This window comes from Rhizobium sp. 268 (genome assembly GCF_036571585.1).
In the GTDB taxonomy this organism is placed as follows: Bacteria; Pseudomonadota; Alphaproteobacteria; order Rhizobiales; family Rhizobiaceae; genus Rhizobium; species Rhizobium redzepovicii.
The window spans coordinates 540,952-565,623 of record NZ_JAPPSO010000001.1; the positions used below are offsets into that span (position 1 = coordinate 540,952).

Below are 24,672 nucleotides of genomic sequence, written 5' to 3' on the forward strand. Positions count from 1 at the left end.
TCACGGCTTCGTGAAGCCACCGAGGCCGAATAGATCGTCGAAACCGGGTGTTCTCAACGTTACGCCGGGAACGACAAGGAGAACTTAGTGACCGATACCGTAAAACTCGTCAGCCTCGCCGTCGCCGCACCCGAACATGTCATTTTCCAGAAAGAAGCGGTCGAAGCCTCCGGCCGGCTGTTTGCCGACCGTTTTGAGGATTTCCGCCATCTTGCCCGCGTCTTCGACAGCGCTGGCATTCAAAAGCGCCATGCGGCGCGACCGCTTGCCTGGTTCGACGAGCAGCATGGCTGGCAAGACCGGATGCAGGCCTATGCGGAGGTGGCAGCTGAGCTCTTTGTCGAAGCCGCCAGCTCAGCGCTTTCCCGGGCGGGGCTTGAAGCCGGCGATGTCGACTGTGTCGTGACGGTCTCGTCGACCGGTTTTACGACGCCGAGCCTCGATGCGCAGATGGCGCGCCGGATGGGCTTCAGGGCCGATATCGAGCGCGTGCCGGTGTTCGGGCTCGGCTGTGCGGCCGGTGTGTCGGGCTTTGCGATCGCCGCGCGGCTGGCGCGCAGCCGGCCGGGCGCCGTCGTGCTCTTCGTCTCGATCGAGCTCTGCACGCTTGCCTTCCGGCTTGACGAGCTGACGCGGCCGAACATCATTGCGACGGCGCTTTTCGGCGACGGTGCCGCCGCCTGCGTGCTGCGATCCGGCGAAGGCGGGCTGGCGGAGGTGGAATCGACTGGCGACCATCTCTTTCCCGACACACTCGACATCATGGGCTGGAAGATCGACGACGGCGGTTTCGGCATCGTGCTGGCGCAATCCCTGCCGCCTTTTGCCGAAAAGGAGCTGGGCCCGGCGGTGACCGCCATTCTGGCGCGAAGCGGACTGACACCTGCAGATATCGATCGCTTCATCTGCCATCCCGGCGGCACCAAAGTCCTGGCGGCGATGGAGAGCGCGCTTTCGCTGACGCCGGGCACGCTCGATCACGAGCGCGGCGTGCTTGCCGACTACGGCAATATGTCCTCGCCGACCATTCTATTCGTGCTGGAGCGGGCGATCCGCGCCGGATTGCCGGAGCGCTCCGCGATGATCGCCATGGGGCCGGGCTTTTCGGCGAGCTGCGTGACGCTTCGGAGGGTGGCATGATCTGGCCGTCGATCGCGCTCCTTGCCTTCGTGACGCTGCAGCGGTTTGGCGAACTCGTGCTAGCCCGGCGCAACACCGCCGCCCTTCTCGCCAGAGGCGCCAGGGAACTGGCGCCGGAACACTATCCGGCCATAGTGGCGCTGCACGCCGGCTGGATCATCGGCCTCTGGCTGCTGGCACCCGGCAGGCCGGTCGAGCTCTTCTGGTTTGCCGTCTTCATCGGGCTGCAGGCGCTGCGGCTTTGGGTTCTGGCGACGCTGAAAGACCGCTGGACGACGCGCATCATCATCCTGCCCGGCGCGCCGCTCGTCACATCCGGCCCCTATCGCTTCCTCCGGCATCCGAACTACGCGATCGTCGTCGGCGAGATCGCCGCCCTTCCTCTGGCGTTCGGTCTGCCCTTTTACGCAATCGGCTTTTCGCTTCTCAACGCCTGCATCCTCTATGTCCGCATGAAGGCCGAAAATGCCGCACTGAAAAGCGCAATGATTTTGAAATGAAGGCGATTTTTCGTTTGCCCGGCGGTATCGGCAGGGGCATTTTCACTGCGATAACAAAGCGGAATGCAGGGAAATGACGAAAAACGCAATCGTGCTCGGCGCCGGCATCGTCGGCGTGTCGACGGCTATCCATCTTCAACGGCGCGGCCGGCAGGTGACGCTGGTCGACCGCAAGGATCCGGGCAACGAAACCTCCTTCGGCAATGCCGGCCTGATCCAGCGCGAAGGTGTTGCGCCCTACGGCTTTCCGCAGCAGCTTGGCCTGTTGCTGCGTTATGCGCTGAACAACCGCATCGATGCGCATTACCATCTGCGCACGCTGCCGAGCCAGCTTGCCTTTCTCGCCCGCTACTGGTGGAATTCGAACGCCCGGCGCCACGCTCTCATCACCCGAGCCTATGCGCCGCTGATCGAAAATTCGATTGCCGAACACAAGGATCTCATCGAGGCGGCGCATGCCGAAGCGCTGATCCGTAGGGACGGCTGGATGAAGATCTTCCGGACTGAGGCCAAGCGCGATCAGGCCTTAGCGGAGGCAGCACTCTGGCAGAGTGAATTCGGGGTGGAATATGACGGCCTGACTTCGGCCGACATCGCCCGCATGGAGCCTGACATGACAGGCGATTTTGCCGGCGGCATCCGCTGGCGTGATCCCTGGTCGGTGCTCGATCCGCATGCGCTGACATCGGCCTATCGCGGCTATTTCGAAAGCCTCGGCGGCAGGTTCGTCACAGGCGACGCCGCCTCGCTTGGCCAGTTCGGCTCCGGCTGGAAGATCATGACCGGGGAAGGCCCGCTCGAAGCCGACGATGCGGTGATTGCGCTCGGCCCCTGGGCGGCGCTTGCGACGCGCCGCCTCGGCTATTCCTTGTCCCTTGGCGTCAAACGCGGCTATCATATGCATTATGCCGCCAAGGGAAATGCAGTGCTCAACAACTGGATGCTGGATGCCGAACGCGGCTATCTGCTGGCGCCGATGCGCCGCGGCATCCGCCTGACGACCGGCGCGGAGTTCACAACGCTTGATGCGCCGAAGACACCGGTCCAGCTCGACCGGGCCGAGGTGGTTGCCCGCGCAATCTTTCCGCTCGGCGACAGGCTCGATCCCGAACCCTGGATGGGCGCCCGCCCCTGTACGCCGGACATGATGCCTATCATCGGCAAGGCGCCGCGCCATCAGGGCCTGTGGTTCGCCTTCGGACATGCCCACCACGGGCTGACGCTCGGGCCGGTGACCGGCCGCGTGCTTGCCGAACTCATTACCGGCGAGACGCCGTTCATCGATATTGCGGCTTATTCGCCGCAGCGTTTCAACCCGTGACGCCGAGCGTGGCAAGCCCTTCGAGAGCCGCTACCGCGATGCCTTCCACAGTATCGTCGATATTGACGGTGACGACACCTTGCTCGCCGGTGGGCACCTCAAGCGTTGCCAACTGGCTTTCGAGCAACGACACCGGCATGAAATGGCCTTTGCGCTCGCCCATCCGTTTGGTCAGCAAGGCTTTGGAGCCTTCGAGATAGACGAAGAACAGATTGCCGCCGGCCGCAGCCCGCAGCCTGTCGCGATAGATGCGCCTCAGCGCCGAGCAGGAGACGATGATGCCCTCGCCTTTCTCAAGCGAGGACTTGATGTCTTCGCCGATGCGGTCGAGCCAGGGCATCCGGTCCGCGTCGGTCAGCGCAATGCCCCTCGACATCTTCTCGACATTGGCCGCGGGGTGCAGTGCATCGCCTTCGACGAAAGCCAGGTGCAGGGCTTCCGCGAGCTTTTCGCCGACGGAGGATTTGCCGCAACCGCTGACCCCCATGACGATGATCGCATGAGGTTTGTTCGTCCGCCGTTCCGGCATGTTTCCTCCTGAACCTTCCAACCTGTCGGTCATTCCGGACGGAAAACCGCTTCACACTTTTCCTGGAATTACTCCATTTTCCCGCTCAATCGAGCGGGAAATGACAGGCATATTGTTGAGCATCCTCTCCCCTTAATTCGGGAGAAACCTGGCGGCAATAGTCCTGCGCCTTCCAGCAGCGCGGGTTGAAATGGCAGCCGGACGGCGGCTTCAGCGGCGATGGCAGTTCGCCCTGCAGGCGGATGCGGTTCTTCTCGCGCTCGGGATCGGCGATCGGCGTCGCCGACAGCAAGGCTGCCGTATAGGGATGGCGCGGCCGGGCGAAGACCTCGGCGGCGGGACCGGTCTCCACCGGGCGGCCGAGATACATCACCATCACCTCGTCGGCGATATGATGGACGACGGAGAGGCCGTGCGAGATGAAGAGATAGGCAAGGCCCATCTCCTTCTGCAGGTCCATCAACAGGTTCAGCACCTGCGCCTGGATCGACAGGTCGAGCGCCGAAACCGGCTCGTCGAGCACCAGCACCTTCGGCCGCAGCATCAAGGCGCGGGCAATGGCGATGCGCTGACGCTGGCCGCCGGAGAACATGTGCGGGTAGCGGCCATGATGCTCCGGACGCAGGCCGACGCGGGCCATCATCTCCTCCACCTTGCGGCGGCGGGCGGCGGCGTTGAGATCGGTATTGATCTTCAGCGGCTCTTCCAGGATCGAGCCGACCTTGTGGCGCGGGTTGAGCGAGCCGTAAGGATTCTGGAAGACGATCTGCACCTGGCTGCGCAGGCTGCGGTCGCCAACCTGGGCGGGCTTGCCGTCGATCAGCAATTCTCCCGCTGTCGGGTTCTCGATCATGGTGACGAGGCGGGCGAGCGTCGACTTGCCGCAGCCGGATTCGCCGACGACGGCAAGCGTCTTGCCGGAATGAAGGCTGAAGCTGACGCCGTTCAGCGCTTTGACCGTGGCATCGGCTTTGAAGAGACCACGGTTAACGGTGTAGAAGCGGGCGAGATCCCTGCCCTCAAGAACAGCGCCTGTCATACCAGGTCTCCTGCGGTTTCAGTGGCCATGACGCCGGGATGGCCGAGCGGCTTGCCGTTCTTCAAAGGATAATTGCACAAAGCCAGCCCGAGCTCCGGTCCCTGGCGTACGACGCCGCGATCGCATTCGACCGTGGCGTAGCCACAGCGCGGCGCGAAAAGACAGCCCGTAGGGCGGCCGTGCTGGCCGGGAACGACACCGGCGATCGAGGGAAGACGCTGGCCGACCTCAGCGCGTTCCGGCAGGGCGGCGAGAAGCGCTGCGGTATAAGGGTGGTGCGGATCGCGGAACAGCGCCTTCACCGGCTGCTCCTCGACCTTCTGGCCGGCATATTGCACCTGCACGCGCTCGGCAGTTTCGGCGACGACACCCATGTCGTGAGTGATCAGCACCAGCGCCATGCCCTGCTCTTTCTGTAGGCGCACGAGCAGATCGAGGATCTGCGCCTGGATCGTCACGTCGAGCGCGGTCGTCGGCTCATCGGCGATCAAGAGCTTCGGATTGCAGGCGAGTGCCATGGCGATCATGACGCGCTGGCTCATACCGCCGGACATCTGATGCGGGAAGTTCGACAGGCGGTCTTCCGGCGCCGGAATGCCGACGAGGTTCAGAAGCTCGATCGAACGTTCGCGGCGCTCCTTGCGGTTGAGGCCCATATGGACGCGCAGGGTCTCGCCGAGCTGGAAACCGACGGTGAAGCACGGATTGAGGCTCGACATCGGCTCCTGGAAGATCATCGCCATGTCCTTGCCGACGATCCTGCGGCGCTGGCGGCCGGAGATGCCGCGCAGATCCTGGCCGTCGAATTGCATGCGGTCGGCAGTGATCTTCGCCGTCCAGGGCAGAAGCCCCATCAGAGCGAGCATGGCAACGGATTTGCCCGAGCCGGATTCTCCGACGACCGACAGGATCTCGCCCTTGTCGCAGGCAAGCGATACGCGGTCGACGGCGCGGAAGAGACCTGAAGAGGTCTGGAATTCGACGGTTAGATTTTCAATTTCGAGAAGTGGCATCACGACCTCTTCAGCTTGGGGTCAAGCGCATCGCGCAGGCCGTCGCCCATCAGGTTGATGGCGAGAACGGTGATGAGAATGGCAAGACCGGGGAATGTTACGACCCACCAGGCGCGCGAGATGAACTCGCGGGATTCGGCGAGCATCGTGCCCCATTCGGGTGTCGGCGGCTGGGCACCCATACCGAGGAAGCCGAGGGCGGCGGCGTCGAGGATCGCTGCCGAGAAGGCGAGCGTCGCCTGGACGATCAGCGGCCCAAGACAGTTTGGCAGGATGGTCTTGAACATCAGACGGAACGTCCCGGCGCCGGCAACACGCGATGCGATCACATATTCCTTCTCGCGTTCCGTGATGACGGAGGCGCGCGTCAGCCGCACGAAATGCGGCTGGTTGACCAGCGAAATCGCGATCATCGCATTGGTCAGGCCCGGGCCGAGCACAGCCACCAGCACGAGGGCGAGCAGCAGCGACGGGAAGGCCAGGATGATATCCATCAGCCGCATGATCGCCGTATCGACCTTGCCGCGGAAATAGCCGGCGACGAGGCCGATCAGAACACCGCTTACGACCGAAAGGGTGACGACGACGACGCCGATGAAGAGCGAGAAGCGCGCGCCGTAGATCAGGCGCGAAAGGATATCGCGGCCGACGGCATCGGTTCCGAGCGGGAAGGAGATGCTGCCGCCTTCCATCCAGGCCGGCACGGCGAGCAATACCTGGCGGTTCTGCTCGTTCGGCGTATGCGGCGCAAAGACCGGCGCGAAGACAGCGACCACAAGGATAATGACGAAGACCACGAGGCCGATGACGGCGCCCTTGTTGCGGGAGAAATAATGCCAGAACTCCGCAAGAGCGGATGGCTGGCCGGTTTTGACGGTGACGGTGCTCATGAACCGCTCCTAATGACGAATGCGCGGATTGATGAAGCCGTAGAGGACATCAACAATCAGATTGACCAGCATGATGACGCCAGCGATCAGCAGGAGGCCGCCCTGGACCACGGCGTAGTCACGCTTGAAGACCGAATCGACCATCCATTTGCCGATGCCCGGCCAGGAGAAGATCGTCTCGGTGAGAATGGCGCCGGCCAGGAGAACGCCGATCTGCAGACCGATGGTGGTGATGACCGGGATCATCGCATTGCGCAGCGCGTGCACGCCGACGACGCGCAGCGGCTTCAGGCCTTTCGAGCGGGCCGTGCGGACATAGTCCTCGCCGAGAACCTCGAGCATCGCCGAACGCGTCTGGCGCGCAATCACGGCGAGCGGAATGGTGGCCAGCACGATGGTCGGCAGAATGAGATAACTGACGGCCGAGGCGAAGGCGCCCTTCTGGCCGGACAGCAGACTGTCGATCAGCATGAAGCCGGTGACCGGCTTGAAGAAATACATCAGCGAGATGCGGCCGGAAACCGGCGTCCAGCCGAGATAGCCCGAGAAGAAGATGATCAGCAGCAGGCCCCACCAGAAAATCGGCATGGAATAACCGATGAGGGCGACACCCATCACGCTTTGATCGAACCATGTGCCTCGCTTGACGGCAGCAAAGATGCCGGCGGGCACGCCAAGACAGACGGCGAGCATGATGGCACAAAAGGAAAGTTCGAGCGTTGCCGGAAACAGCGTCAGGAATTCGCCGAGAACCGGCCGCTTGGTGACGATCGAGGTGCCGAGATCGCCGTGCAGCACTTTTCCGAGATAATCGAAATACTGCACATACATGGGCCGGTCGAAACCGAGATCGTGCATGATCTGGGCGTGCCGTTCCGGCGCCATGACACGCTCGCCCGATAAAAGCATGACGGGATCGCCGGGCAGCATGCGGATGAACGAGAAGGCAATGAGGGAAACGCCGAGGAATGTCGGGATCAGCACCGCAAGGCGGCCGATGAAAAAACGCAACATGGCAGATGTCCAATAGTTTCCGGCGGTCAGGGGGTGCCTGACCGCCGGCTGCGCCCAGCTCTGCCGGGCATTCTTACATTTTTCTTGTTATTCGGATACGTCGACGCCGTCGAAGCGGTGAATGCCGAGCGGATCCATGAAGAAGCCGGAGACCTTCTTGCTCATCGGAACGAAGACGAGCGAGTGATCAAGCGTCGCCCAGGGGGCTTCCTTCTTGAAGATCAGCTGTGCCTGCTCATAGGCCTTGGTGCGCTCGCCGACATCGGCGGTCAGCTTGGCCTTGGTCATCAGGTCGTCATATTCCTTGTTGCACCACTGAGCACGGTTGTTGCCGCCGACGGCATCGCAGCCAAGCAGCGTATCCATGAAGTTGTCCGGGTCGCCATTGTCGCCGGTCCAGCCGAGGATGACGGCGCCGTCGCGCTTCACGTCGGAGGAGAGCTTCAGATATTCGGCCCATTCATGGGTGACGATCTCGACCTTGACGCCGGCCTTGGCAAAATCGGCCTGGATCAGTTCGGCAGCGCGGCGCGCGTTCAGCATGTAGGGACGCGAAACCGGCATCGCCCAGACCTTCATGCTGAGATCCTTGACGCCGGCATCGGCGAGAGCCTTCTTGGCGGCATCCGGATCGTACTTGTCGTCCTGAACGGCGTCGTTATAGGACCACATCGTCGGCGGAATGGGGTTCTTGGCAACGGCCGCTGCACCCTGGAAGACGGCGTCGATGATCGCCTGCTTGTTGATCGCCATGTTCAACGCACGGCGAACTTCCGGCTTGTCGAAGGGGGCCATCTGCGTGTTGTAGGCGAGGAAGCCGACATTGAGGCCGGCCTGTTCCATCACCGTTAGATTGCCGTCCTTCTTCAGCTCGGGAACGTCAGCCGCATTCGGATAAGGGATCAGGTGGCATTCGCCGGCCTTCAGCTTCTGCGCGCGGACGGCGGCGTCAGAGGTGATGGCGAAAACCAGATCGTCGATCTTTTCCTTGCCCTTGAAATAGGTTTCGTTGGCCTTGTAGCGGATGACGGCATCCGGCTGATAGGCGACGAAGGTGAAGGGGCCGGTGCCGAGCGGCTGCTGGTTGAGCTGCGCCATCTTGCCGTCGGCGGCAAGCTTGTCGGCATATTCCTTGGAAACGATCGAGGCGAAGTCCATGGCCAGGTCGGCAAGGAACGGCGCCTCGGGATGGTTGAGCGTGAACTTGACGGTGAGGTCGTCGACCTTCTCGATCGACTTGATCAGATCCGGGAAGCCCATGCCGGCGGCGTATTCGTAAGAACCGCCCTCGACATACTTGTTCCACGGATTGTCCGCCTTCAGCTGACGCTCGAAGGAGAACACGACGTCGTCGGCGTTGAAATCGCGCGTCGGCGTGAAGAAGTCGGTGGTCTGATACTTGACGCCGGGATGAAGCTTGAAGGTGTATTCCGTGCCATCGGCCGAAACGCTCCAGCTGTCGGCGAGGCCCGGTTCGATCTCGGTACCGCCATGCTTGAATTCGACCAGGCGGCTATAGACCGTGCGCGACGAGGCGTCGAAGGTCGTGCCAGCCGTATAGAGGCTCGGGTCGAAGCCTTCCGGCGAACCCTCGGAGCAATAAACAAGGGTCTTGGACCAGGCCGACGTCGCCATGACCGAAATCAGGGCCGTCGCTGCCAGCATGACAGAGATCTTTTTCATAATATTGTTTCCCGGTTGTTCTTTTTTAATGTCTGGAGACCGCAGATATGCATCCCGATCGACGGTCGATGGAACGACATTTATCTACTGAAAGCAACGGGCTACGGAGAAAATTTTTCCAGTTGGACAATTTTAGAAATTTTCAATCAAAAATCGGCCTCATTTGGACAGATTCGGATAAAAACGTCCGGGATTTCGTCGTATTTTGGATAATTGCGCCCTTTATGCGTGTCGTGATCGGTCAGAATCGCCTGCCAGGCTTGAGACGTTTATTCTCGCCGAACCGGTAGACGCGGCAAAATAAAAACCGCGATGGCCGGGGCCATCGCGGTTTCAGAACTCTGTCCTGCTCTTTTAAATTCAGGCGGCGGGCGCAACGATCGCGGGTTTGCGATATGGCTGCTCGCCGGTGATTCCGAGAAGGAAATTGATCTGCGGACGCGCCTTGACGAGGTCGTCGATGGAATATTCCGACAGCACGGCGAAGAAGGCGTTGAGCGCCTTGCGCAGCGCCGAATTCAGGCCGCAGCTGTCAACCAGCGGGCATTCGACCACGCCATCATCTTCGAAGCATTCGGCCATGGCGAAACTGTCTTCCGTCACCCTGACGACGTCGAAGAGCGTAATGTCGGCCGCCGGCTTGCCCAGGCGCACGCCGCCATTGCGACCGCGCACGGTTTCGACGAGGCCGGCCTTGTTCAGCGGCTGGAGGATCTTGAAAAGAAACAGTTCGGACACGCCGTAAGCCCTGGCAATTTCCGGAATCCGGCTCAAGTGCCCGTCGTTGGCAGCACAATACATCAACATGCGAACCGCATAGTTGGTCTGCTTCGTCAACCGCATGCCATTCTCCTGACTCGTGCCTGTTCAGACCTATATAGGCGGTTTGGTAGTTTTGAACAATTCCAAAATATGAAATTCGCATTCAGCTTATGAGGCCAAATGACGCGACGTCAATCCTGCGCCGAAATCTTCTGGTTGCAATCCATAATGTCATGCCCGCGCCCGGCGCGCGCCGGGACGGTCGGAGATACCGGTGCGGTGTGATGGTTTCCAAGACAGTAAATAAAACGGGGGCCATAAGGCCCCCGAATTGCAAATCGATTTATCGTCAGATCACTTCATTGTTGGCATGACGAACTCAGCGCCGCTCTTGATGCCGGAGGGCCAGCGGGCGGTGACGGTCTTGGTCTTCGTCCAGAACTTGATCGAGTCCGTGCCGTGCTGGTTGAGGTCGCCGAAGCTCGAGGCTTTCCAGCCGCCAAAGGAGTGATAGGCGAGCGGAACCGGGATCGGAACGTTGATGCCGATCATGCCGATATTGATGCGCGAGGCGAAATCGCGGGCGGCATCGCCGTCACGGGTGTAGATCGCAACACCGTTGCCATATTCGTGCTTCATGGGCAGCGACAGGGCCTCTTCGTAATTCTGGGCACGAACGACGGAGAGGACAGGTCCGAAGATCTCGGTCTTGTAGATGTCCATCTCGGGTGTGACGTGATCAAACAGGCAGCCGCCGACGAAATAACCGTCCTCATAGCCCTGGAGCTTGAAGTCGCGGCCGTCGACGACGAGCTTGGCGCCTTCTTCGACGCCGCGGTCGATCAGGCCGCGAACACGGGTATAGGCATCCTTCGTGACCAGCGGGCCCATGTCGGCCTGGTCGTCGGTGTAGGGGCCGATGCGCAGCGATTCGATCTTCGGGATCAGCTTTTCGACGAGGCGGTTGGCGGTGTCCTCGCCGACCGGTACGGCAACCGAGATCGCCATGCAGCGCTCGCCGGCCGAACCGTAGCCTGCGCCCATCAGCGCGTTGACGGCCTGATCCATATCGGCATCCGGCATGATGATCATGTGGTTCTTGGCGCCGCCGAAGCACTGGGCGCGTTTGCCGTTCATCGCCGCCGTGCCGTAGACGTAGCGGGCGATCGGCGTCGAGCCGACGAAGGAGACGGCGCCGATATCGGGATCGGTGAGGATCGCGTCGACGGCACCCTTGTCGCCGTTGACGACGTTGAGGATGCCGGCGGGCAGACCGGCTTCGATCATCAGTTCGGCAAGACGAATCGGCAGGGAGGGGTCACGCTCTGAGGGCTTCAGGATGAAGGCGTTGCCGCAGGCGATCGCCGGCGCGAACATCCACATCGGGATCATACCGGGGAAATTGAAGGGGGTGATGCCGGCGCCGATGCCGACCGGCTGGCGGATCGAATACATGTCGATCGCCGGACCAGCGCCCTCGGTGAACTCGCCCTTGGCGAGATGCGGGATGCCGCAGACGAATTCGCAGACTTCCAGGCCGCGGATGACGTCGCCCTTGGCATCCTCGATCGTCTTGCCGTGCTCCTTGGAGAGCATCTCGGCGAGTTCATCCATGTGCTTGTTCAGGAGTTCGACGAATTTGAAGAAGACGCGGGCGCGACGCTGCGGATTGGTGGCAGCCCATTTCGGCTGCGCAGCCTTGGCATTTTCGACGGCGGCGCGCAGTTCCTCGACGCTTGCGAGCGCGACCGTCGCCTGCACTTCGCCGGTTGCCGGATTATAGACATTGCTCACGCGGCCGCTGGTGCCGGCGACCTGCTTGCCGCCGATGAAATGACCGATCTCACGCATGGATGCTCCTCCTGTTTTTGGGATGGCCCACAATCGCACTTCAATTTGCACAAATCAATGCGCTGATATAAGTAACCGTTGTGCGTAAATTATAGTGCCACCATTTGCATCAGGCGCTGCTGCTGCTCTCAAACTTGGAACGGCAGTCGGACAAGTCAAATCCCAAGGGGAGATCAAAACGATGAGCCGCAAACCCGTCGTCAGAATGGCGGAGCTGGAGATCGATCCGGACATGCTTGACGCCTATCGCGCCTTGCTCACCAGAGAAATCGAGGCATCCGTAGCGCTGGAAGCCGGCGTCCTTTCTCTCAGTGCCGTTTGCATCAGGGACGTCCCCAACCGGATTCGCATTCTCGAGGTCTATGCCGACAAGGAGGCATACGAGGCCCATCTGCGGACACCGCATTTCCTTGAATACAAGGCCGAAACGGCCGGCATGGTGACATCGCTGACGCTTCTCGACGTCGATCCGATCGTAATGCGGGCCAAGCCATGAACTGGGACGACGTGCGGATTTTCCTTGCCGTCGCCCGTACCGGGCAGATCCTTGCCGCCTCGAAGCGGCTGGGGCTGAATCATGCTACGCTCTCGCGCCGGCTGACCTCGCTGGAAGAGGCGCTGAAGACGCGGCTTTTCATCCGCCGGACCAATGGCTGCGAGTTGACGGCGGAAGGCGAAGTGTTCCTGGCGTCCGCCGAGCGGATGGAAACGGAAATGCTCGCAGCACAGGCCAGCCTCGGCCACACCGATACGGCGATCGCCGGGACGGTACGCGTCGGCGCGCCGGATGGTTTCGGCGTTTCTTTTCTGGCGCCACGCATGGGCCGGCTGATCGAGCGTCATCCGGCGCTGAAGATCCAGCTCGTCCCGGTGCCGCGCTCCTTTTCGCTGTCGCAGCGCGAAGCCGATATCGCCATCACGCTGGAGCGGCCCGAACAGGGCCGGCTCGTCTCCTCCAAGCTCACAGATTACACGCTCGGCCTTTATGCCTCGCGGGACTATCTCGCCTCTCGCGGCACGCCTTGTGATATCGAAGCGCTGAAGGCGCATCCGCGTATCGGCTATGTCGAAGACCTGATCTTCACCGCGTCGCTGAATTTCTCCGGCGAGGTGATGCGAAGCTGGGATGCCAGCTTCGAGATTTCGACGTCAATCGGGCAGACCGAGGCGGTGCGATCAGGCGCCGGCATCGGCATTCTGCACGATTATATCGCCCGGCAATATCCGGAGCTCCAGCGCATCTTGCCGGATGTGTCCATCAGACGCGCTTACTGGACGACCTATCACGAAACAGCCCGCGATCTGGTGCGCGTCAGGAGCGTTGTCGATTTCCTGCAGGAACTCGTCGGCGCCGAACGGCAGATCTTTCTTTAGTTCTCAGAGACGTGCTTGGCCGGTTCGTCGTTTTCATCGGGATTTGGAACCGGCGCCTCGTCCGGCAGCCTGTCCGGCTCCGGTTCGATGATCGGCGGCACCGGCTTCCAGCCGGGTGCCGGCATCGGCGGCTGATCGGGAATGGGTTCGTTGGGCACGGACATGGCCGCCTCCCTTTTGATGATAATGGATTAAACTGACGTCGGGCCGGGCTATTTGTCCGGCTTCAGCACATCGGCAGCACGCATCGGCATGCTGTCGATGATGGCGAAAAGCTCGCCATCGGTGATCGGTTCGCTGACCTTGAGTTTCACCGTACCGTCCTTGCCGACAAGGAAGGCGGCAAATTCCCCAATCTCGGCCGCCTCGAGATCAAGGCGGATCGCCTCGCCGTCAAGCCCGTCCGCCGCACCGAAGAGCGGCCGGACAGTTGCGCCCGAGATCTTGAGCACCACCAGATCACGCTCGTCTAGGGCTGAGCGGTCGGCCAAAAGCTGATTTTCCTGCCGGGCGGCGCGGGCATTATCCTTGTCGGCAAAAACGACGAAGACGCGGTTCTTCCACTGGAACGCCGCGAGGCTTTCGACCGGTGCATAAGCACTGTTCGTCTCGTCGATTTTGGTCGCGCCGTAGAGAAGGGTTTTCGACATGCATATTCTCCCGTTAACTTGGAGAACGGGTCGGGACGGCATGGGTTCCATCGAAATGGCTGGAAGCGGGGTTTCATTCTTATCGTGGAGAAAATGGTACGGTTGGGGGGTCTCGAACCTCCGACCTCAGGTGCCACAAACCTGCGCTCTAACCAACTGAGCTACAACCGCATAAATCACGCTTGGCGCGACGGGGGTCACATACGAGGACTTGGCGATGAATTCAAGCCCCATTCCTCGTCAATATACAAAAAGGCTGGACGCGTGGTCCAGCCTTTTGTCTCCGACCGGTTAAGATCGATCAGGCAACCTTGAAGGAAGCCATGGCCTTTTCGGCGGCGTCCTTGGAGGGCTTTGCGAGCTTTTCGGCAACCTGCTTGGTGGTTTCCTGGATCGACTTCGCCTGTTCGACGGTCAGCTCGGCCTGCTTGCGGATGAAGGCGGTCTGCAGCTCGAAGAATTCGGCGGCGGACTTGACGCCGAGCAGTGCTTCGAAATGCGAGAGCGAGTTCTCGGAATTGACGCGCAGGATGTCGATAGCCTTCAGGCCGAGTTCGACGCCGCCGGCCTGTGCCGTCTGGACGGTGGCTTCGAGGGTCTTGCCGGCTTCTTCGCCAGCGGTCTTCAGCTTGGCATAGGCGTCTTTGGACTGCTGAGCGCCTTTTTCGGCGAAATCACGGAAGGATTCCGCGAACTTGGACGGGTCGAAAGAAGCGATTGAAAAAACGTCGTCGGTCTTTATGGTAGCCATGGGTCGCATCCTTTGGGCTGAGGCAGTCGCTGCCTGCAATAGTTGGGATGATGCTTATATAAGACATTTCATTGTGCATTGCAACAATTATTGTGCAATGCACAAGACGTTAACCTTGCCGGCCGAAAACCCCCTGCTCTTCTGGACCCGCATGCGCCCCGCAGTTATTAATAAGCCGTTAATTTAAGAAGGCCGACAGCGACAAGGTTCGATCATGCCCGCAGTCCAATATCCGTTCATCGATATCGCCGTGCATGCACGGGTGCGGGAACGTTTTTCACGCGGCGAGGCGATGGTGCTGTTTTCGGCCGACCTTGCCCGCCTGCTCTGGGCAAACGGTGCGGGCGCCGAACTTTTCGGCCATTCGGCCGTCTATGATCTGCTCGATCAGGGCGTCGACCGCACGGATATCACCTTCCGCCAGCTGGAAACGGCCGCGCGCCAGCTTGCCGATATCGGTGACCACAGAAGCCTGATGATCCGCGTCGCCAAGGGCTTTCAGCGTGTGCAGGTGCAGGCGGCAGCCGAACTGATCCGGCTTTCTTCAGGCGAAAAGGCCATGCTGTTTTCGGTCCCGGTCTCGACAAAGCCGCTGACGTCAGGCGCATCGGCGGCGCAGATGCTGCAGGGGCTCGATGACCCGGACACCCATATGGCCGTGATCGGCGCCGACGGCGACGTCATCGCCGCTTCACCCGGCTTTGCCTCGCTCGGGATTTCGGCGCAGACGGCAAAGACCTTGATCAATCTTGCCGGCGCGCATCCCGACCGGCTGGTGAAGCGACCCGTTGCCACTAGCAGAGGCAATCTTCCGGCTGCGGTCGGCAAGCTCAGCGACGAGCCGGCGCTCAACCTGCTCTTTGCCGTGGAGACGGCGATCGGCCATCTCGACGCGATCGACGCAGCCGCGTCAAATCCGATCGATACCCCCGCCCTCGACTTGATTGATGCGCCCGTGCAGGAAGAAAGCGTGCCGCCGGCCGAAGATTTCCGCGACGAGCCCGTTGCCCACACAGGCTTTACCGAGATCATTGAGGCGGTCTCGGGGATCGAGGAAGTCGAGGAAACGCTCGAGGACATCACCGGCGAAAACGACCAGCCGGTGGAAAGCGCAGCGGCAACCGCAGACGAGATGGCCGAGGACGCCGGTCTCGCCGAGGATGCGGAGCCGGAAAGCGACGGCGGCGCGATCGACGGCAGCGCGGATGAGTCCCACGAGCCTGCTGCGATCATCGAGGACGACCTTGCCTCCGTCACGCAGACGGTGGAAACGGCGACGACGGCGGAACCGCCTGTTGAAGCCGGCGAAACGCCGGTCGAAGAGGCGCCGGAAGCCGTTCACGAAGAGCCCGTCGTTGCACCGCCTATGGTCGCCGACGCCTCCCCTGCTCCTGAGCTTGCGGCTGCGCCAGGCTTCGTCTTCAGGCCGAACAGCCGCGCCACGCGCTTCGTCTGGAAGATCGACGCCGAGGGCCGGTTCAACGAGGTCAGCCATGAATTTGCCGAGGCCGTCGGTCCGCATGCCTCCGAGATTATCGGCTCTGCCTTCGGCGATGTCGCCGCCCTCTTCAATCTCGATCCCGACGGCAAGCTTGCCGAAGCGCTCGCCCGCCGCGACACTTGGTCGGGCAAAACCATCCTCTGGCCGGTCGAAGGCACAAGCCTCGTCGTTCCCGTCGATCTGGCGGCCCTGCCGACCTATACCCGCAACCGCGACTTCGATGGCTTCCGCGGTTTCGGCGTCGTCCGGCTTTCCGATGCGCAGGAAGATCCGCTGGCGCTCGGCCTGACGCTCGGCCCGGATGGCGTCGGCCATGATGCGGCAAGCCTCGGTCCGGTGACCGAGACCGTCGCCGAGGCGGTACACGAGATGCCGGCAGTGCAGGAAGAGGTCGCGAGCGAACCCGCCCTGACGCAAGAGGTCGAGGAGCAGGCGCCTGCGGCAAGCGAGCCGCAGCCGGAGACGGAGCTGGCGTCTGAGGAGATTGCAGCCGAGCAGGCGTCCGACGAACCGCCTTTCCAGCAAAACGCTTCGGAAAAAGCAGACGATAGCGCCGATGCCGGCGATATCTCCGCCGCCGAACCGGCAACGAAAACGTCGAACGAGCCGCCGGCGCTTCGCATTTCGGAAACGCCCAACCGCCGCTTCTCCGACAAGATCGTTCAGCTCCATAACAGCGGCGCCGCACTGACGGCCGCCGAACAGGCCAATTTCCGCGAGATCGCCAAGCGTCTCGAGGCCTTCGGCGCCAGCAAGGACGAAGCTGCTGCGCCGGCGCGGAGCGAACCCGCCGCCACGGAAACGGCCAGCTTCGAAGAGGCTTCCGGGGCCGAAGAGTTCAAGGCCGAAACACCCATTGACGACGACACGGAAGCGCCATCGCTCGAGGAGATCGTGCCACAGGAGGCGATTTTCGAGAATGCCGCCGACGCCCAGCGCGACGACGATGGTGCCGAGGAGCCCGATGTCATCGATGAGGACGAGGTGACGGAAGGGCTGGGGGAGACGGTCAGCCAGATCGAGGTTCTGACAAGCTTCATCCCGCCGCGCGTCAAGATGACGGACGGGCTTTCGCTGGGAACGGTCGACCAGCTGCCGGTCGCCGTGCTTATCCATGTCGGCGATGCGCTGATCCATGCCAATCCGGAATTCATGCGGCTGACCGGCTACGCGTCGCTCGATGCTTTGCGCGAGGTCGGCGGCATCGAAGCCCTGCTGCAACGCCGCGAACTTGAGGAAAAAGCCGCCGGCTCCGGCACCATGATGCTCGTCAAGGCAGACGATAGCCTAGTTCCGGTGACGGCGCGGCTGCAATCGGTGCGCTGGGAAGACGCCAACGCGCTGATGCTGGCGCTCATGCCGGTGGAAGGCAAGGAAGACGGCCGCGGCGACGCAAGCCGCTCCGAGGGCCGGACAGAAGCGCGGCCCGAGCGGATGGTCGAGAAGGTCGCCAAGCTTCAGGTCGAAGTGGAGGAATTGCGCTCCATCCTGGAAACGGCGACCGACGGCGTCGTCGTCATCGGCACCGAGGGCGACATCCGCTCGATGAACCGGTCGGCGAGCGCGCTTTTCAATTACGACGAGCAGGAGACGCGCGGCAAACCCTTCGTCATGCTGTTTGCCCATGAGAGCCAGAAGGCGGTGCTCGACTATCTGAACGGCCTCTCCGGCCATGGCGTCGCCAGCGTGTTGAACGACGGGCGCGAAGTGATCGGCCGCGAGGCCGCCGGCGGCTTCGTGCCGCTGTTCATGACGATGGGCCAGCTCACCTCCTCCAACGGCTATTGCGCCGTGATCCGCGATATCACCCAGTGGAAGCGCACCGAGGACGAACTGCGCAACGCCAAGGGCGCGGCCGAAACCGCCAATGCCCACAAGACCGATTTCCTCGCCCGCGTCAGCCACGAAATCCGGACGCCGCTCAACGCCATCATCGGCTTTTCCGACATGATGGCCGGCGAGCGCTTCGGGCCGATCGGCCATCCGCGTTATATCGAATATGCCAACGACATCGGCCGTTCCGGCCGGCATGTGCTGGATATCGTCAACGACCTGCTCGACATTTCGAAGATCGAGGCGGGCGAGATGGATCTCGATTTTGCCGCCGTCGGCCTCAACGAGGCGGTCTCCGAGGCGGTCGCCCTGGTCCAGCCGCAGGCGAACGGCCAGCGCGTCATCATCCGCACGGCGCTGTCGCATGCGGTGCCTGAGGTCGTGGCGGATCTGCGCTCGATCAAGCAGATCGCGCTCAACATCCTGTCGAATGCCATCCGCTTCACTCCGTCAGGCGGGCAGATCGTCGTTTCCACTTCCTATGAGGCGAATGGCAGTGTCGTGCTGAGGGTCCGCGATACCGGCATCGGCATGACGCGCAGCGAACTCGATCAGGCGATGAAACCGTTCCGGCAGGTTTCCTCGACCCAATCGCGTCATCGCGGCGACGGCACTGGGCTCGGCCTGCCGCTGACCAAGGCGATGGTCGATGCCAACCGCGCGGTGTTCTCGATCAATTCGGCGCCGAACGAGGGCACGCTCGTCGAGATCACCTTTCCATCGCAGCGGGTGTTGGCCGGCTGAGCCATAAAGAAAAGGCAGCCGAGGCTGCCTTGAATTTGGTGCTGTTCAACAAGAGCTCAGTCGATCACCATCATGTATCGAAAGCCCTGCTGCATGATTGCGCGTCTAAGACGCGCCGCGCTGTAGGGCTCCAGGCCGCCTCGTTCATACACGGCCCCCAAGTTGGCTTTTAGATTTGACAAACCTTTCTTAACGAAAGGTTTCCATGACAGTGCATCGATGAGTGATAAAAGCTTGTAGCTTCCGATCCGCTATCAATCCTTGAGCTCCACCAGCCCGGCAAAGAGCCGCAGCGCCTCGGGATTGGCGAGCGCTTCCTGGTTTTTCACCGGCCTGTTGTGAACGACCTCGCGCACCGCAAGCTCGACGATCTTGCCGGACTTGGTGCGGGGGATATCGGCGACCGCGATGATCTTTGCCGGCACGTGCCGCGGCGAGGCGCCGGTGCGTATCCGCGTCTTGATCGCCTTGACGAGATCGTCCGTCAGCGTCACGCCTGATGCAAGGCGGACGAAGAGGATGACACGGACGTCGTCGTCCCACTCCTGGCCGATGCACAGTGCCTCGGCCACCTCCTCCATCTGCTCTACCTGATTATAAATCTCGGCCGTGCCGATGCGCACGCCGCCGGGATTGAGCGTTGCATCCGAACGGCCGTGGATGACAAGGCCGCCATGCTCGGTCCATTCGGCAAAATCGCCATGGCACCAGACATTGTCGAACCGGTCGAAATAGGCGGCACGATATTTGGCGCCGTCGGGATCGTTCCAGAACATCACCGGCATCGACGGGAAGGCCTTGGTGCAGACGAGTTCACCCTTCTCGCCGCGCACCGGCTTGCCGTCGTCGTTCCAGACATCGACCGCAAGGCCGAGGCCGGCCCCCTGGATCTCGCCGCGCCAGACCGGCTGCAGCGGATTGCCGAGCACGAAGCAGGAGACGATATCGGTGCCGCCGGAGATCGAGGCAAGCTGCACATCTTGCTTGATGCCCTCGTAGACGAAGGTGAAGCCCTCAGGCGACAGCGGCGAGCCGGTCGAGGTCATCAGCCGCAGGCTGGAAAGATCGTGGCTGTTGCGCGGCGTCAGCCCGCTTTTGCGCACCGCATCGATATATTTTGCCGAGGTGCCGAAGATCGCGAAGTTCTCGGCCGCGGCATAATCGAACAGCACGTTGCCGTCGGGCGCAAAGGGCGAACCGTCGAACAGGCAGAGCGTGGCGCCGCTGGCAAGGCCGCTGACCAGCCAGTTCCACATCATCCAGCCGCAGGTGGTGAAGTAGAACAGCTTCTCGCCGGCCTCCAGGCCGCAATGCAGCCGCTGCTCCTTGAGGTGCTGCAAGAGCGTGCCGCCGGCCGAATGGACGATACATTTCGGCACGCCCGTGGTGCCGGAGGAAAACAGGATGTAGAGCGGATGGGCAAAGGCGAGCGGCTTAAACTCGACCTCTTTTACCTGATAGGGCGCGACGAAGGCCTCCAGCGTCGAAGCATCAGGCGTTTGCCGCGCGACCGCCTCGGCATCGCCGGCATAGTGGACGACGATCGCCGGCACGCCTAAGCTTTTCGCCACCGCGGCGACCTTGGGGCCGACATCCTGCAGCTTGCCGGAATACCAATAGGCATCGCAGGAGATGAACAGTTTCGGGCCGATCTGGCCGAAACGGTCGAGCACGCCCTGTTCGCCGAAATCTGGGGAGCAGGACGACCAGATGGCGCCGATCGAGGCGGCCGCCAGCATGGCGGCGACGGTCTCCGGCATGTTCGGCATCATCGCGGCAATGCGGTCGCCCTCACCGATGCCCTGCGCCTTGAAAGCCTGCTGCAGCTTCGAGACCAGCGCCCGCAGCCGGTCCCACGACCAGCGGTCGTCGGCTTTGTCCTCGCCACGGAAGATGATGGCATCCCCCTCACCGCGCCCCGACAACAAGTTCTCGGCAAAGTTCAGCGTGGCACTCGGAAAGAAGCGAGCCTCCAGCATCCGGTCGCCATCGATGAGCACCTCTGCGCCGCGCTCTCCCTTCACGCCGCAGAAATCCCAGACGGCCGACCAAAAATTCTCGCGCTCGGCCACCGACCAGGCATGCAGATCTTCAAAGCCGGAAAGCGAAAGCCCGAAATCGGCATTGCAGCGCGCCATGAAGGCGTGGATCGGGCTTTTTGCGACGGCTTCCGCCGAGGGCACCCAAAGTGGTCTGTTATCCTGCATTCAATCCTCCTCCCAATCCCGCCTTTATATCATGCTGCATTGCATTATAAAGTGCGGAACCGACGCGATCCCAGCCTATGCATTCAGAAGGTCGATGCGTCGCTTCGAAGGTCTGCAGCATGCCTCGGCGCGTCTGAATAGGGGCGCGGTGCTGCAGGGGATTTGCATATGCCCGATATTTCCTATATCCGGCGAAATCAGCGCTTAACGGGATAACCGGCGGAATTGCCGGCGGAGATCATGAGCACGTCAAGACATCGCAGGTGGCGCAGGAAGATCGGACCCGTTTCGCGCTGGCTTCCGGCCTTCGCCCGTCTGTCGACGGTGTTTCTGCTGATCGCGCTGGGGCTGTTCGTAGCGCTAAGGGTCGCCGCACCCTATCTCATCACCACCGGCTTCGTGCGCTCGGGTATCGAGGATGCGCTGTCAAAATGGACAGGCTACCATGCCGAGATCAAGGGCAGTCCGGTTCTCGAATTCTGGCCGACGCCGCGCATCACGCTGAACCAGATCACCATCCGCCAGCCGCGCGAAAGCGGCGACAAGCTGCTCGGCAGCATTGACAGCCTGTCGGCCGATTTCAGCCTCATCGACGCGCTGAGAGGCCGCACCAGCTTCCACGAATTCCACCTGGTGCGCCCCAACCTGGCGCTGACGCGCGACGAGAATGGCCTGATCGACTGGAGTTATGCCGGCCTGCTTGCCCGCGCGATCAGCGGCGTGCGCACCGAAAACGGCGCCGAGGTGCTCGATCCCGATCTCGACGCCGAGATCGGCGCGGTGACGGTCGAGGACGGCACGCTTGCGGTGACCGACATCAAGACCGCCAAAACCTATCGTTTCGACAGCGTCACCGCGGATATCGCCTGGCCGAGACTGTCCGGCGCGATCTCGGCTGTTGTCATCGCCCGCATCAACGGCGAGGACCTGAAGGTCGATTTCGCCTCGCGCCAGCCGCTGCTCGTCTTTGCCGGCCGGAATGCCGAGACGCGGACGTCGCTGACATCGAACCTCTTGACGGCGCACTTCCAGGGAATTGCCAACATCGCCAGCCTTTTGGCGCTTTCCGGCAATATCACCGCCAGCATTCCCGATATGCCGGCGCTTCTCGCATGGTCGGGCAAATCCATCCCCGGCATCGCCACGCTGAAGAGCGCCTCGCTGGAATCCGACATCATGTCGTCGGGCAACGGTCTGCGCTTCAACAATCTCAGCCTGTCGCTGAACGAAGCGAGCGCCACCGGGGTGATGGACCTTCTCACCCAACCCGGCAAACGGCCGAAGATCGGCGGCACGCTCGCCTTCGACCAGATGAACCTCAAGCCGTTCCTCGACGCTTTCGCGCTGAGACTCGCCGCCGGCGAGGCGGAGGAAATCTCCGCCGGGATAAACGGGCCGCTGCGGCTGCTCGATGTCGATGTCAGGCTTTCGGCGCGGCGCGCCCAGATGGGTCTCTTCGAGCTTTCCGATGTCGGCGCCAGCATGATCGTTGCCGGCGGGGAAGCGAAATTCGACATCGGCGACAGCCGGTTCGAAGGCGGCGAGATGACCGCGCATCTGGAAGCGACCCAGCGCGACTTCGACGGCGGCGGCAAGCTGCAGCTGTCGATCCGCGATGCCGATTTCGCAGCCCTTGCCGAGCGCCTGCAGCTGAAAGGACCGCTGCCGCTGGCGACCGGATCGCTCGACCTCGACCTGCAGTCGCCGAAGGCGATCTGGACGACCGGTCTTGCCGACGTCACCGGCAGGCTGCACTTTTGGACAAGGGAAGGCACGATCCCCGGCATCGATGCCGCGGCGCTGAGGACCCAGGCAGCCCAAAAGCCGTTCTTTCCGCTGAGTGCTGCGGCAGGCGGCGCCTTCGCTTTCAACCAGTTGAACCTGCAGGCCGATTTTGCCAACGGTTCCGCCGAGATGCACGATGCCCGGATCGCCGGCACGGCCGAGACGCTGACGCTATCCGGCGTTATTACCTATCAGTCCAACGGGCTGGCGCTGTCCGGATCGCTCGAAGCGACCAATCCGGCCAAGGCGGCGGATCTGCCGCTTCTGCCGTTCTTCATCGGCGGCTCTTGGCCGAACCCGGTGATCTCGCCGGTGCCGCTCTTCGGCACGACACCCCACGCGCAGTAGGATCAAGCGCCGGCGGCCGCCGCACGTTCGTCCCGCTGGCGCTGGATTTCGCGGCGCTTGGTGACGATCGAGGCGCAGATGACGCCGACCGCGACGATGCCGATCAGGATGGTGCATACCGCGTTGATCTCGGGCGTCACGCCGAGGCGCACCTGGCTGTAGATCCGCATCGGCAGCGTGGTGGCGCCCGGTCCCGAGGTGAAGCTGGCGATCACCAGATCGTCGAGCGACAGGGTGAAGGCCAGGATCCAGCCTGAGACCACGGCCGGCGCGATGATCGGCAGAGTGATCTCGAAAAAGGTGCGCACCGGCGGCGCGCCCAGATCCTGCGCCGCTTCCTCGATCGAGCGATCGAAGCTTAAGAGGCGCGACTGCACGACGACGGCGACGAAGCACATGGTCAGCGTCGTATGCGCCAGCGTGATCGTCCAGAAACCGCGATCGAAGCCGATCGCGACGAAGAGCAGCAGCAGCGACAGGCCGGTGATGACGTCGGGCATGACGAGCGGCGCGTAGATCATGCCCGAAAACAGCATGCGGCCGCGAAAGCGGGTGTAGCGCACCAGCGTCAGCGCCGCCATCGTGCCGAGGATGGTGGCGAGCGTCGCCGACAGCAGGCCGACACGGATCGTCACCCAGGCGGCGTCGAGCAGGCCCTGGTTCGAGAGCAGCGAGACATACCATTTGGTTGAGAAGCCGCCCCAGACGGTGACGAGCTTCGATTCGTTGAAGGAGAAGATCACCAGAAGCACGATCGGCAGGTAGAGGAAGGCAAAGCCGAGCGTGACGGAGACAATGTTGAAACGGGTCCATTTCAGCATGGCTTATTTCCCCCGCTCTTCGGCCTTGGCCTGGGCGTTCTGAAAGAAGACGATCGGGATCACCAGGATCATCAGCAGGATCGTCGCCACCGCCGAGGAGACCGGCCAGTCGCGGTTGGCGTTGAACTCGTTCCAGAGCGTCTTGCCGATCATCAGCGTCTGCGAACCGCCGAGCAGGTCGGGAATGACGAACTCACCGACAGCGGGAATGAAGACCAGCATGCAGCCGGCCACCACACCGGGGATCGACAGTGGAAAGGTGACGCGCCAGAAAGCCCGGATCGGCGTGCAACCGAGATCCTGTGCGGCCTCGATCAGCGTACCATCCATCTTTTCCAGCGCCGAATAGAGCGGCAGCACCATGAACGGCAGATAGGAATAGACGATGCCGATATAGACGGCGGTCGTGGTGTTGAGGATGATCAGCGGGCTGTCGATGATTTGCAGCGACTGGAGAAGCTGGTTGAGAAGCCCTTCCGGCTTCAGGATCGCGATCCAGGAATAAACCCGGATCAGGAAGCTCGTCCAGAACGGCAGGATGACCAGCATCACCAGCGTCGGGCGGATCGTGCGCGGCGCCTGCGCCATGCCATAGGCGATCGGATAGGCGATCAGCAATGTGAGGAAAGTGGCGATCCCGGCAATCACCACGCTTGAGATATAGGCATTGAAATAGAGCGCGTCGTCGGTGAGGTAGGCGTAATTGTCGAAGGACAGTTCTCCGATCTTGCTCCAGAGCCCCGCCCAGCCGTCGGCAAGCGAGAAGACCGGCTCGTAAGGCGGCATGGCGATTGCCGTCGTCGACAGCGAAATGCGGAAGACGATGAAGAACGGCGCCAGGAAGAAGAGCAGCAGCCAGGCATAAGGGATGGTGATGACGAGCCGGTTGTAGAGGCCGGAGGTGAGCTTGCCCATG

The 24,672-nt window shown here is 62.0% G+C and carries 21 protein-coding genes and 1 tRNA gene; 7 read left to right on the forward strand and 15 right to left on the reverse strand.

Translation table 11 applies throughout. The annotated features are described in order from the left end of the window. The first annotated feature begins 87 nt into the window (after window positions 1-87). From OS035_RS02835 to OS035_RS02845, 3 genes are all read left to right on the forward strand, one after another. Complete coding sequence (locus tag OS035_RS02835; protein ID WP_097623932.1) at window positions 88-1,140, forward strand: type III polyketide synthase; 1,053 nt, start codon at window positions 88-90, stop codon at window positions 1,138-1,140. Further along, on the forward strand, window positions 1,137-1,640 hold the full coding sequence (locus OS035_RS02840) for an isoprenylcysteine carboxyl methyltransferase family protein (RefSeq protein WP_097623931.1): 504 nt from the start codon (window positions 1,137-1,139) through the stop codon (window positions 1,638-1,640). The genes OS035_RS02835 and OS035_RS02840 overlap by 4 nt, the downstream gene beginning before the upstream one ends. A 73-nt stretch (window positions 1,641-1,713) precedes the next feature. Continuing rightward, on the forward strand, window positions 1,714-2,961 hold the full coding sequence (locus OS035_RS02845; protein WP_097623930.1) for an NAD(P)/FAD-dependent oxidoreductase: 1,248 nt from the start codon (window positions 1,714-1,716) through the stop codon (window positions 2,959-2,961). Here OS035_RS02845 and OS035_RS02850 read toward each other — a convergent pair. The 8 genes from OS035_RS02850 to OS035_RS02885 form a co-directional block, all read right to left on the reverse strand. After that, entirely contained in the window at window positions 2,951-3,490 is a 540-nt protein-coding gene (locus OS035_RS02850) for a gluconokinase (RefSeq protein WP_097623929.1), read from the reverse strand. The genes OS035_RS02845 and OS035_RS02850 overlap by 11 nt on opposite strands. 85 nt (window positions 3,491-3,575) lie before the next feature. Further along, on the reverse strand, window positions 3,576-4,529 hold the full coding sequence (locus tag OS035_RS02855; protein WP_331813350.1) for a peptide ABC transporter ATP-binding protein: 954 nt from the start codon (window positions 4,527-4,529) through the stop codon (window positions 3,576-3,578). Then, on the reverse strand, window positions 4,526-5,542 hold the full coding sequence (locus OS035_RS02860) for an ABC transporter ATP-binding protein (protein WP_097623927.1): 1,017 nt from the start codon (window positions 5,540-5,542) through the stop codon (window positions 4,526-4,528). Before OS035_RS02860 ends, OS035_RS02855 begins: the two co-directional genes overlap by 4 nt. Continuing rightward, window positions 5,542-6,432 (reverse strand): ABC transporter permease subunit, encoded by an 891-nt coding sequence (locus tag OS035_RS02865; RefSeq protein ID WP_183777225.1) that lies wholly within the window; start codon window positions 6,430-6,432, stop codon window positions 5,542-5,544. Before OS035_RS02865 ends, OS035_RS02860 begins: the two co-directional genes overlap by 1 nt. Window positions 6,433-6,441: 9 nt before the next feature. Beyond that, window positions 6,442-7,446 carry an ABC transporter permease subunit gene (locus OS035_RS02870; protein ID WP_097623925.1) on the reverse strand — a complete coding sequence of 335 codons (1,005 nt, stop codon included), beginning with the start codon at window positions 7,444-7,446 and terminating at the stop codon, window positions 6,442-6,444. Window positions 7,447-7,533: 87 nt separating this feature from the next. Further along, complete coding sequence (locus tag OS035_RS02875; RefSeq protein WP_003588419.1) at window positions 7,534-9,129, reverse strand: ABC transporter substrate-binding protein; 1,596 nt, start codon at window positions 9,127-9,129, stop codon at window positions 7,534-7,536. Window positions 9,130-9,489: 360 nt separating this feature from the next. Beyond that, the gene (rirA, locus tag OS035_RS02880) at window positions 9,490-9,972 is read right to left on the reverse strand and encodes an iron-responsive transcriptional regulator RirA (RefSeq protein WP_003588420.1); all 483 of its coding nucleotides are present in this window, start codon (window positions 9,970-9,972) and stop codon (window positions 9,490-9,492) included. Between the two features lie 273 nt (window positions 9,973-10,245). After that, on the reverse strand, window positions 10,246-11,742 hold the full coding sequence (locus OS035_RS02885) for a CoA-acylating methylmalonate-semialdehyde dehydrogenase (RefSeq protein ID WP_097623923.1): 1,497 nt from the start codon (window positions 11,740-11,742) through the stop codon (window positions 10,246-10,248). Window positions 11,743-11,923: 181 nt separating this feature from the next. Here OS035_RS02885 and OS035_RS02890 point away from each other — a divergent pair, with 181 nt between their 5' ends. Continuing rightward, window positions 11,924-12,238: a putative quinol monooxygenase gene (locus OS035_RS02890; protein ID WP_183777224.1), complete on the forward strand. Its 315-nt coding sequence runs from the start codon at window positions 11,924-11,926 to the stop codon at window positions 12,236-12,238. After that, a complete protein-coding gene (locus OS035_RS02895; RefSeq protein ID WP_097623921.1) occupies window positions 12,235-13,116 on the forward strand; it encodes a LysR family transcriptional regulator in 882 nt (293 codons plus the stop codon). The genes OS035_RS02890 and OS035_RS02895 overlap by 4 nt, the downstream gene beginning before the upstream one ends. Here OS035_RS02895 and OS035_RS02900 read toward each other — a convergent pair. From OS035_RS02900 to OS035_RS02915, 4 genes are all read right to left on the reverse strand, one after another. Further along, window positions 13,113-13,280 carry a hypothetical protein gene (locus tag OS035_RS02900; protein WP_097623920.1) on the reverse strand — a complete coding sequence of 56 codons (168 nt, stop codon included), beginning with the start codon at window positions 13,278-13,280 and terminating at the stop codon, window positions 13,113-13,115. The genes OS035_RS02895 and OS035_RS02900 overlap by 4 nt on opposite strands. 48 nt (window positions 13,281-13,328) lie before the next feature. Next, window positions 13,329-13,766 carry a DUF4174 domain-containing protein gene (locus tag OS035_RS02905; RefSeq protein WP_097623919.1) on the reverse strand — a complete coding sequence of 146 codons (438 nt, stop codon included), beginning with the start codon at window positions 13,764-13,766 and terminating at the stop codon, window positions 13,329-13,331. A gap of 94 nt (window positions 13,767-13,860) precedes the next feature. Next, window positions 13,861-13,937 (reverse strand) — tRNA-His (locus OS035_RS02910). 130 nt (window positions 13,938-14,067) lie between these two features. Beyond that, window positions 14,068-14,517 carry a phasin gene (locus tag OS035_RS02915; protein ID WP_097623918.1) on the reverse strand — a complete coding sequence of 150 codons (450 nt, stop codon included), beginning with the start codon at window positions 14,515-14,517 and terminating at the stop codon, window positions 14,068-14,070. A gap of 214 nt (window positions 14,518-14,731) precedes the next feature. Here OS035_RS02915 and OS035_RS02920 point away from each other — a divergent pair, with 214 nt between their 5' ends. Next, the gene (locus OS035_RS02920) at window positions 14,732-18,595 is read left to right on the forward strand and encodes an ATP-binding protein (RefSeq protein ID WP_097623917.1); all 3,864 of its coding nucleotides are present in this window, start codon (window positions 14,732-14,734) and stop codon (window positions 18,593-18,595) included. A 254-nt stretch (window positions 18,596-18,849) separates the two neighbouring features. On the opposite strand, the gene OS035_RS02925 is transcribed toward OS035_RS02920, so the two are convergent. Continuing rightward, window positions 18,850-20,802, reverse strand: coding sequence for an acetoacetate--CoA ligase (locus tag OS035_RS02925; protein WP_183777223.1), 1,953 nt, complete (start codon window positions 20,800-20,802; stop codon window positions 18,850-18,852). A gap of 240 nt (window positions 20,803-21,042) precedes the next feature. Here OS035_RS02925 and OS035_RS02930 point away from each other — a divergent pair, with 240 nt between their 5' ends. Continuing rightward, window positions 21,043-22,935, forward strand: coding sequence for an AsmA family protein (locus OS035_RS02930; protein WP_331813351.1), 1,893 nt, complete (start codon window positions 21,043-21,045; stop codon window positions 22,933-22,935). A 2-nt stretch (window positions 22,936-22,937) separates the two neighbouring features. On the opposite strand, the gene OS035_RS02935 is transcribed toward OS035_RS02930, so the two are convergent. Together OS035_RS02935 and OS035_RS02940 are read right to left on the reverse strand one after the other, a co-directional pair. After that, complete coding sequence (locus OS035_RS02935) at window positions 22,938-23,756, reverse strand: ABC transporter permease (RefSeq protein ID WP_003588469.1); 819 nt, start codon at window positions 23,754-23,756, stop codon at window positions 22,938-22,940. A 3-nt stretch (window positions 23,757-23,759) separates the two neighbouring features. Continuing rightward, window positions 23,760-24,671: an ABC transporter permease subunit gene (locus OS035_RS02940; RefSeq protein ID WP_183852605.1), complete on the reverse strand. Its 912-nt coding sequence runs from the start codon at window positions 24,669-24,671 to the stop codon at window positions 23,760-23,762. Window position 24,672 lies beyond the last annotated feature (1 nt).